Genomic DNA, 9,154 nt, shown 5'->3' on the forward strand with positions numbered 1-9,154 from the left:
TGGGGACATCGAGACAAGCGATTATGGGGCTGGCAAAGTCCTTCTCGAAAACACGGGCACGTCACAGGCTTACATTGAAACCGACGGCCAAATCGCTGATGGCCATCATGAAAACAATGTTTCTCGTATGGACCCACTTGATGAAGACAATAGAACCACAATGGACAATGACTACCGAGTTATTGCCCCCGACGAAGAACAGTGGTTCAAAGTAAGGGATAGAGCGTTCGATCATGGAGGCTATGATGCGGATTATGATGAGCACTGTACTGGCGAAGGGGACTTCGAGCAGAAGGAGACTGTGAATGTCGAGGAAGCCAGTCTTGGTGAAGTGTCTGTTAATGTTTCTGTTACTCTCACCGGAGAAGTCACACAAGCGTTAGGACAGAGGCAATCCTGCTCAGAGGTCGAAGCTAATTCCCTACCCGTCGAACTGGAATAACAATACTCCAGATAAACTCTGTGCATCCGATGATAGTGTGACCTGGAACTGAACAACGAGTTGTGGACTCCAGTGGCAGCTGTTGTCTTCAGGACATCCCTCAACTCCTGTCCGTCAGTATGACCACCGACGACCACTCGAGGAACATACCCACCGGTAACCAACCCGCGTACACCCTTCCCTTCCTGTGAGATAGGCGTCCTAAAGAGTCATGCAACCTCTCTCAAGGCGTGCTCTTACCCACTGCCCCCGGTCATCCGAGGACATCAAAAAAGAGTTTAAGGAGCTCGTTCGAGGAACCCTCGAACAAATAACATAACGTATCAGCTTCGCAAAGAAGTGGTTTCAGAAGTTCATTGACTTTCAAAAGTTATCTTAGTCATTACACTGGCACCTGCTGATGCTTGCCTACAGTTTGCTGAAGCTCGGTGTTGCACAAAGCGCTCTGGGAACGGTACTCTCACGAGCCACGTCTCTTCGAGCTGATCTCAAGCTCTCGTTCCGTGAAGCCGTTCAAAACCTCCTTTCATGGGCTCTTTCCAGCCCAAGCCGAAGTATCGACGATCTCATGCACGAAGTCGAAGACCTCTTCATATAGGTACGAAGTCAAGTAGTTGAGCACCTCCGCTGGCTCTTGTCCGTTGAGTGACTGGTGTGGTCGTTGTGTATTATAATAGTGTACAAACTGTTCAATCCATTCTCTGACGCTTGACCGACTGCCCACCTATGAGTCATGGAAGCGATCAACACGCATTTTGAGGGTGTGAAACCACTTTTCGGTGAGGTTTCGTTCGACATAGTCGAGCTGATCGTTTAACCCTAATCGAGAGGGGGCAGTCAGATACCCGTAGCCATCGACGAGAAACATGGTCTCGGAGAGATCGTGTTTCTCGGTAAATTGATACAGGAATGCAGCGGCTTGATCGGTGCCTCGCTGACTAATGACTGCAATATCAAGAAGTAACTTTGACTCTATATCTATTGCAGCATATACTCAAGACCAGTCGCCGTTGATCTTGACAGCGGTTTCATCAACCGCGACCCGCGAGGGCTTCGCCATCGGCGGGTCTGGAATCATATACGGTAGACGACGTATCCAGCTCCAAATTGTTTGATGAGACCGTTCAACGCCGATCAAGCGAAGAATCGCTTGTATCTCTCGAAGCGAACAACCAGTCGCGTGAAGACGGACGGCGAACACCCTGGCCCAATCGCCGTCCGCTCACGCTCCCAACACTCATCAAATTCCGCCGCGTAGCTCTTGTTGAGCAGGTTTCAGAGCATTGATCCAAACTACCTCTACGGCCTGCTCGCTTCTCAAACTGCGCTAACTAGACACTGCCGGTTCGAGTTGTTTGCAAATACGGCGTAGCGGTCACCCGGTTCGATGCCCGCATCCCGAAGTGCGTTCGCGACGCTATCAACTTCGGCGTAGAGTTCGACGTAGGTCATCTCTCTGTCGACACTGGTGACGGCTGGCTTTTTGGGTGCCGACTAGCGACGATGTGGGGCCTGTACAGGGCGTTCATCGAGTTCTCACGGAGAGATGGTATTCATCACTATAGTGCTCCCCCCCGAACCCCTGCCTATCGGATCTGTAGATCGCCGTCCTCTCGGTCTTCGCAAATCGTTCCTGGTAGAGTTACGTCCACTCGGGCTCTCGATCTTCTCGAATAGCGGCCATCGCCTCCTCGAAATCGTCGTCATCCATCGCTTCCGCCTGAAGTTCGAGATACCGATCGAGAAAACCCTCGAAGTTTCGATCGAACGATTCGACAGTCGCTTGCTTGGTCAAGCGGGCCCCCGCTGAATTAACCACCATGTAATCTTCGATGATCTCTTCGAACTCCTGCTGTTTCTCCCCTTCGTCAACTAAATGATCGACGAGTCCAATACGTTTCGCTTCCTCCCCGTCGACGTAATTCCCGAGAATGTTCATCTTCTTTGCACGTCCCATCCCTACATACCGTGGTAGCCGCCACGTTCCGAGACCGGGCAAGATGCTCTCTTCGATGGCGGTCAGGCCTAATTCGGCCGAGCGGGTACAAACGCGAATATCGGATGCCAAGGCAATCTGCAATCCGCCGCCGATAGCGTAGCCGTCAATGAGACAAATCACCAGTTTGTCCATCGTCTCGAACCGACGGAGCGCCTCTTCCCACAGCGGGAACATTCGGTCGTCTATCTCACCCTTCGCAAGTTCCTTGAGATCGATACCGGAACAAAATGCCCGACCTGCTCCCCGAATTGTGATTAATCGAACGTTCCGGTCGTTCTCGAGTAGCTGTGACACCGCATTTAGATCACGGGTGAGTGGGTGATGGATCGCGTTGAGCCGCTCCGGTCGATCGAGCGTGATCCTGGCGATTTTTCCCTCTTTTTCGACTGAAAGGTGCTCGAGTTCTACGTGCATAGTCGGTAATAACGTCACCAGAGTCGCTTATAAGCTTCAGGGTGAGAAAACTCGCGAACGGACTAACTCGAATTTTGCCGGCTTTTCTGTCGGAGAGCTGATCGAATATCGGGAGTAGTTGCTCGTTATACGAACTTCCATCGTTCGAGTTGGGTAGGGACTTGTTCAAGGAAGGATATGATCGGGGTCGTTCGAGACCCGGAAAAAAATTCCCGCGCACGATACTCGCGATTACACTCCTTCCCAGTCGTTTCCTCGAGAGCACCCTCCTCGAGGCGATCGAGTCCACGAGAGGCAGTCGGTCCGTCACATCAAGTAGTTCTTGTACGACAGCGGCAGTGAGATGCGGTCGTTCAAAGCGTTTGTACGCGAGCTGTGTGTACGTCATCCTCAATTGGCCCGACTGCCTGCTGGAACGGGAGTTGAGCTGATCGCCCCGTATAATCCACGAAACGCCGCTGATCCAGTAGCAGTCGAATACCGAATCGAAGATGGGAGTATACGGAGAACGTACCGCTCAAGCGATCGGTCCTTACTGAGACGCACAAGCGACGAACACAGATTGAGCGAACGGTTAGAGGTGTACGGACTGTGGTTTCGGGGCGCTACGCACCCGAAGCCGCCTCCATGGACGGGAACATGCGTTTCTTGGACTGTGTCTCCGAGTGACGTTACAGTTATGAACTACAAACAGGACGTAAATTCGGGCCGAACGAAGCTCATGGTATGAGTTGAATTGTATAACACCCTCGTTGGTTAGTAAAACCAACTCCGTACGCTATCTGATGCCCGACGGTCAACTCCCCCGATAGGTTGTGTATCCCCCTGGCGACAGGAGAAGGGGGACATGGTACTGTTCGTCAACGTCATCAATAATGAACCGAACAGGGACCGTCTCTAAGAACGACGATTCCGACTGCGCTTGGCGGTAGTAGTCACCGACATCGAACAGGAGTTGGTACGTACCGGTTTCCATCTCATCTTCAGTCAAGAGTGGCTTATCGAGCCGCCCATCGTGGTTAGTTGTTCCCTGGGTAATTGTTTCTGCAGCACCCGAATCATCGATTCGCTGGAGCCTTACGTTGACACCGGATGCGGGACCTTCACGGCTGGTATCGAGAACGTGTGTAGTCAGTTCTGAGCTCATTGTTCCTCTAAGTCACTGCGGTCCATAGAAAACTGTTGATAACCGGTTGGCCGGGGCGGTTCTCTGAATACCTTCGCGTCTCCTTCGAGGTCACCACGCACCTCAATCCACGTTCGATTGTTCGCTTCGAAGCTGACGTCTTCGAGCTCCGGATACCGCTTCAGGATTCGGAGACCAATCTGATAGAGTAGATCTTGGATTGAGTTCGAATCGATCTCGTGGAACACTACTTGGGCGATATCACGGACCTGTTCAGCCGGAACGTATCGTCGTGGTTCTTCTCCCAGCGCATCCGCTGACTCGCCGTAGGTCCAGAAGATATCGAGAGAGATGTAGAGTGCGCGGTCCTCCCGCTCCGGGAGCGTCGTATACTCATCTTGGACGTAGCCTGTGAACGAGTTTTCTTTCACTTTGATGAGTTCGATCCCTGTAACGCCGCTCGTCTGCTCTTTGAACTCGATGGAGCCACCGTCCCGTTCAAGGTATATTTCTCCGAACGCCGATTCGTCATCGGAGACCCGGAAAACGAGGTCACTTGGCTCAAACCCATCATCTCCGGGAACGGGCCGCTCGTCGAACGGATACTCAGTCGCCGACATTTTCACCGCCTCCAGGTGCGAGTACGTCTCCAGAAATTCGTTCCCGACGAAGTGGAGAAAGCCCTCCGCTGTCGTCCCCTCGTACTCTCCCGCCTGATGAAGAACGAAATTCTTCATCGAGTCCGTCGCCACCACCTTGCTGTTGTCTGCCTCGCTAAAGGACGGTAAAAATTCCTCGCCCTCGAACTGTACACGGACTTCGAGTCCAAAGAGGATGTTATCTCGCCCGTCAAAAGACGATTCCGGAATAGTGCGAACGCCTTCAAGCGGATTGGCGTAGGTCCGGTAGACTGCGATCTTTTCTTTCCCGTAGTTCAGTATTCGTCGATCAGTACTCCGTACGTCAGTATCGATTTCGTTGCTGTTGCTCATGTGTGGTAAGTTGGGTATCTCAGTATTTCGGCGTTCGTCATCATGTTCGGGGAGTTGGTTGGTATCAAGTGCGTTCGTCCTCATCTGTCGCTACTAGCTCTTCGAGTCGAAGTCTCGCGATGTCGTTGACTTCGTCCAAGGCGGTCTGGAATTCCTCGGACTTAGTACGGTCAATCCGTTCTTCCATGGCGTTTTGGATCGTCTCAACCGACTCTTCCCTCACCGACATGAGGAACGGAAATCCAAACTTGTCTCGGTACGTTGTATTCAGTTGCTGGAACGTTTTGTACTGTTCAGCGCTTAGTCGATCGAGTCCGGCAGACGCTTGTTCTTCCTCCGACTCGTCGGTCATTTCAATATTTTCACCGAGGTCGGGGTGGGCTCGTAAGAGGTCTAGTTGTTTCTTCTGTGATGCGTTCCGGACGACATCCTTCATGGTCTGGCGTACGTCTTCGGTAGAAGAAAACGGTCGTTCCGACCACGCTCGCTCAGCTACCCATGGTGATTCCTCATATACGCCACCGAGAATGTCAACGAACCGCTCTTTGTCCGCTTGATTGAGATCCTCAACCGTGAGTCTCGTCATCCCACCTCAATTATAGAGTACTCTTCACTTAAAACTTTCTTCGAACGGTATCCGTTGAAAACGACGGTCACACCTCTCCGTTCTACGAGCGTCCCTCAAAACAGCATCAGTCCCGGCACCCTGTGCCGTCGTATCGTATTCGGTACGAACATACGAATTGCTCCCCGCACAGCGACTAGACGAGGTTTTTGAATCGCACGGAGAATCTGTTCCCCCGATACCTTCAAAAGAGGGCGTGTTTTACCATACCATATCGAGACAGATGCAGCATCTCTACCAATACGTCGACGGGGACAGACTTCGGGAAGATATCACCCAGACCGCCAAATTCGGGTCCGTTCCCGTCGAAGACGGGAACTGCCGAACGGTGCTAACCGGAACAGAAGCCAACAAACGGGCTCGAGAATATTTTGTAAAGAAACTGGACGAACGAGGACTCGACGTTTCCATTGATGCCGTTGGCAACATCGCCGGTCGATGGGTTCCTGAGAACGCCGACCCAACTGCTCGTTCTGTTGCAACCGGCAGCCATCTCGATTCGGTCGTTGACGGAGGGCAATTTGACGGTGTACTCGGTGTGTACGCTGGCCTCGAAGCGATTCGTGCCATACAGGACGCTTCACTTTCACCGGATCTCCCTCTCGAAGTCGTGGCGTTCACCGAAGAAGAGGGTGGTCGGTTTTCTGATGGCGTCCTTGGCTCTTCAGTGGCAATTGGCGCCTCCAACGTCGCAGACGCACTTGCAACGACCGATGATACTGGTGTGACGTTGGGCGAGGCCCTAGAGGAAATTGACTTCAAAGGCGAAGAGCGCCTGGACGCAACCGCGTGGGATTCGTGGCTCGAGCTCCACGTCGAACAAGGCACTCGACTGGAGGAGACGTCCGTTTCTGCTGGCATAGTAACGCATATCACCGGCACTATCCGCTGTCATATCGATATCCTCGGCGAAGCGGATCACGCCGGAACTACTTCGATGGAATCCCGTGTCGATGCGTTGACTGCAGCAAGCGAACTGGCGCTCGAGATCGAGTCGGTAACGAACGAAATCGTCGAGACCCACAGCGAGACTGCTGTTGGGACTGTCGGTCAGTTCGACGTTGAACCAGGCTCGATCAACGTTATCCCCGGTTCCGTCCATCTCGGAATCGACATTCGTGATATCGAATACGAATCGATGGAACGGATCGTCTCGAGCATTCGTCGTTGTTTAGCCCGGCTAGAGGACGAGCGCGCCGTTGAGACGACGTTTAGCCGCCCGTACGATATCGACCCCATCTCGATGAGCGATCGCTGTATTGCAACACTTCACAGTGCAGCCACACAAGCAGGGATCAATACCATCGAATTGCACTCCGGTGCAGGGCACGATACGATGCACATCGCGAAAGTAACAGATGCCGGACTCGTTTTTGCTCCCTCGGAAGGCGGATATTCCCACAGCGCGGCGGAATGGACCGACTGGAGTGACTGTACCACTTCAACACGGTTGCTTGCAGGAGCGCTCTATGATCTGGCTACTGAATGAGACGCAGAGGCCAAACCCATACGAATACTGGTTGAGCGTTCTTCGCTTGTCTACCCCTCCAGACGAACTGTGACATCCTTCATCCCGGTTCGAAGTGTTTCTTGTTCCATTTCTCGGAGTTCTTCGCGCTCTGCATCCAGTGTCGCAACATGGTTGCCGGCAAGTTCGCCTGCTGGACTCTTGAAGCAAGTCGAACCGCATGGAACGAGGATTTCCTGTTCGTTCCTGTATCCCGGGTACAGGAGAATGTCTCCGTAGGATGGATACACCGTATGGTTCTCTCGTGGAAGCTCCGGAAGTTCGATCTCGTCAATATTGATCCACGTTGCATGCCCACTCCAACGAACGTGCATCAACTCCGATTCGAGGGGAAGGAATTCTCGCATCGCAGCAACTGATTCAGGCGCTTCGTCCTCGTGTAGTTCCGCTGTAAACGTTCGCTCTTCGATTTCAAATTCTAGTGAACTCATAGTTGTTGATTGTGTGTTCGTCTCACACTGTCACACCATCGCAATTATTTCTTTCGGATCCACGACCGCGAACCGCAATGGGTAACGGTGTAACATCGTAGAGGCGTTCTCTCTCTCTATGTACCAGCGAACGGATGATGGTATCCACAATCCAGATGTAGTTGCTGATCAAGGTCCTCTAACTGTCGTTCCAGGTGGGTCGCTTCCGGCGAACGAACTCTCCGCACCCTGGCTTGGCGACGATTTCGCCTTCACTCGCGACGAGTTCTCCCCTGAGATACGTGCGCTTTACGTTCCCAGTTACTTTACGACCTTCGTAGATCGTGTAGTCGGCGACTGAAGCGTTGTCTCGAGCCGAGATCGTATATGTCTCATTAGGATCGAATAACACGATATCCGCGTCGGTTCCAGGTTCGAGCGTCCCTTTTTTCGGAAGTCCGAACGTCTGGGCCGGATTCGTACACATCAGACGAACAAGGAACGGATACGAGAACCCCCGTTTGTTCACTGCTTCATCGTGAAACACCGATAGACTCGTTTGGAGGCCATTTGCACCAAATGGATCTTCCCACCACTCGCTCGCTTCTTTCCGTTCGCGAGTTTGCGCTACGTGATCAGTCGAAACAACGCTCAGTGTCCCATTGCGAAGGTATTCGAACAGCACGTCGTTGTCGTCGCTGCTCCGAAGCGGCGGTGCAATCTTCGGAAGGTTTCCTAACTCCTCATACCGATCCTTTGTGAGGGTCGTATAGTGTGTGCAGGTTTCACCGCGAATGAGGCTCCCATCACGTTGATATCGCGCGAGCGCTTCCGCTGCCTTCCGGCATGAAGTGTGGATTCCGTAGTATTTGGTTCCAGTCTCCCGTGCGAGCCTGGCGATATCGTCCGCTGCCATCGCTTCCGCATAATCCGGTCGAGCAACGGGAAGCCACGTTGGCTCGTCTCGGTTTGTGGCTCGGAGTTCGGCGGTCAACGATTCGCAGACACTATGGTCCTCTGTGTGAGCAACACCGACTGCGTCCACTTCCCTGAGTTCTTCGAGAACGTCGTGAATGAATCCGTTCGAAAGTCCGAATTCGTACGTGGTATACATTTTGAAAGAAGTTATCCCTGACTCGACGAGGCTCGCCAATTCGTCGAACACAGCGGGATCCTCGCGGAGGATTCCACCGTGTAACCCGAAGTCGACAAGCGCGTTTCCGCCCTTTTTGCGCTTGCGCTTGACACCTTCCTGCAACGTTTTTTCTTCTTCCCAGGGGCTATCTTCGCTGACGTATGACTGCCAGGCGAAGTCTATGACCGTCGTGACGCCGCCCAATGCGGCGGCACTCGTAGCTGTCTCGTACGTGTCGAGCGAAACATGATCATCGATATGCACGTGCGGGTCGACCACACCGGGCATCACTAAAAGTCCCGCAGCGTCGATAGTTTCGTCGGATTCTGGCAGGCAGTGTTGATCGCCGATTGCCACGATAGTTCCATCATCTACCGCCAGGTCGCTGGTAAAGGTGTTCTGGCTGGTGACCAGTGTCCCTCCACGAATTACCGTGTCAATGGTCATGACCTGCTTTTCTGTACACGGGTATATAATTGATTG

At 52.8% G+C, this 9,154-nt stretch carries 8 protein-coding genes and 2 pseudogenes; 2 read left to right on the forward strand and 8 right to left on the reverse strand.

Annotation, left to right across the window (positions count from 1 at the left end; all coding sequences use genetic code 11):
* Positions 1 to 442: hypothetical protein (locus QNM96_RS22675; RefSeq protein WP_283839081.1), on the forward strand; the 442-nt coding region annotated here is incomplete at its 5' end.
* 613 nt (positions 443 to 1,055) lie between these two features.
* On the opposite strand, the pseudogene QNM96_RS22680 reads toward QNM96_RS22675, so the two are convergent.
* From QNM96_RS22680 to uraD, 6 genes and pseudogenes are all read right to left on the reverse strand, one after another.
* Positions 1,056 to 1,714: pseudogene (locus tag QNM96_RS22680) on the reverse strand (IS6 family transposase); the annotation flags it as partial.
* A 45-nt stretch (positions 1,715 to 1,759) separates the two neighbouring features.
* A pseudogene (locus QNM96_RS22685) lies at positions 1,760 to 1,918 on the reverse strand (AMP-binding protein); the annotation flags it as partial.
* Between the two features lie 166 nt (positions 1,919 to 2,084).
* Positions 2,085 to 2,855, reverse strand: a complete 771-nt coding sequence (locus QNM96_RS22690) for an enoyl-CoA hydratase/isomerase family protein (RefSeq protein WP_283839082.1) — start codon at positions 2,853 to 2,855, stop codon at positions 2,085 to 2,087.
* 796 nt (positions 2,856 to 3,651) lie between these two features.
* Positions 3,652 to 4,002, reverse strand: coding sequence for a hydroxyisourate hydrolase (gene uraH, locus QNM96_RS22695; RefSeq protein WP_283839083.1), 351 nt, complete (start codon positions 4,000 to 4,002; stop codon positions 3,652 to 3,654).
* Complete coding sequence (pucL, locus tag QNM96_RS22700; RefSeq protein ID WP_283839084.1) at positions 3,999 to 4,973, reverse strand: factor-independent urate hydroxylase; 975 nt, start codon at positions 4,971 to 4,973, stop codon at positions 3,999 to 4,001. Before pucL ends, uraH begins: the two co-directional genes overlap by 4 nt.
* A 64-nt stretch (positions 4,974 to 5,037) precedes the next feature.
* Complete coding sequence (uraD, locus tag QNM96_RS22705; RefSeq protein WP_283839085.1) at positions 5,038 to 5,559, reverse strand: 2-oxo-4-hydroxy-4-carboxy-5-ureidoimidazoline decarboxylase; 522 nt, start codon at positions 5,557 to 5,559, stop codon at positions 5,038 to 5,040.
* A 262-nt stretch (positions 5,560 to 5,821) separates the two neighbouring features.
* Between uraD and QNM96_RS22710 the strand changes: the two genes are divergently transcribed.
* Complete coding sequence (locus QNM96_RS22710; RefSeq protein WP_283839086.1) at positions 5,822 to 7,087, forward strand: Zn-dependent hydrolase; 1,266 nt, start codon at positions 5,822 to 5,824, stop codon at positions 7,085 to 7,087.
* Between the two features lie 50 nt (positions 7,088 to 7,137).
* Here the strand turns inward: QNM96_RS22710 and QNM96_RS22715 are convergent, their stop codons facing one another.
* Both QNM96_RS22715 and QNM96_RS22720 read right to left on the reverse strand, forming a co-directional pair.
* Positions 7,138 to 7,557 (reverse strand): DUF3830 family protein, encoded by a 420-nt coding sequence (locus QNM96_RS22715; protein WP_283839087.1) that lies wholly within the window; start codon positions 7,555 to 7,557, stop codon positions 7,138 to 7,140.
* A gap of 178 nt (positions 7,558 to 7,735) precedes the next feature.
* Positions 7,736 to 9,118, reverse strand: a complete 1,383-nt coding sequence (locus QNM96_RS22720; protein ID WP_283839088.1) for an amidohydrolase family protein — start codon at positions 9,116 to 9,118, stop codon at positions 7,736 to 7,738.
* Positions 9,119 to 9,154 lie beyond the last annotated feature (36 nt).

It is taken from the genome of Halostagnicola sp. A-GB9-2, assembly GCF_030068615.1.
Classification (GTDB): domain Archaea; phylum Halobacteriota; class Halobacteria; order Halobacteriales; family Natrialbaceae; genus Halostagnicola.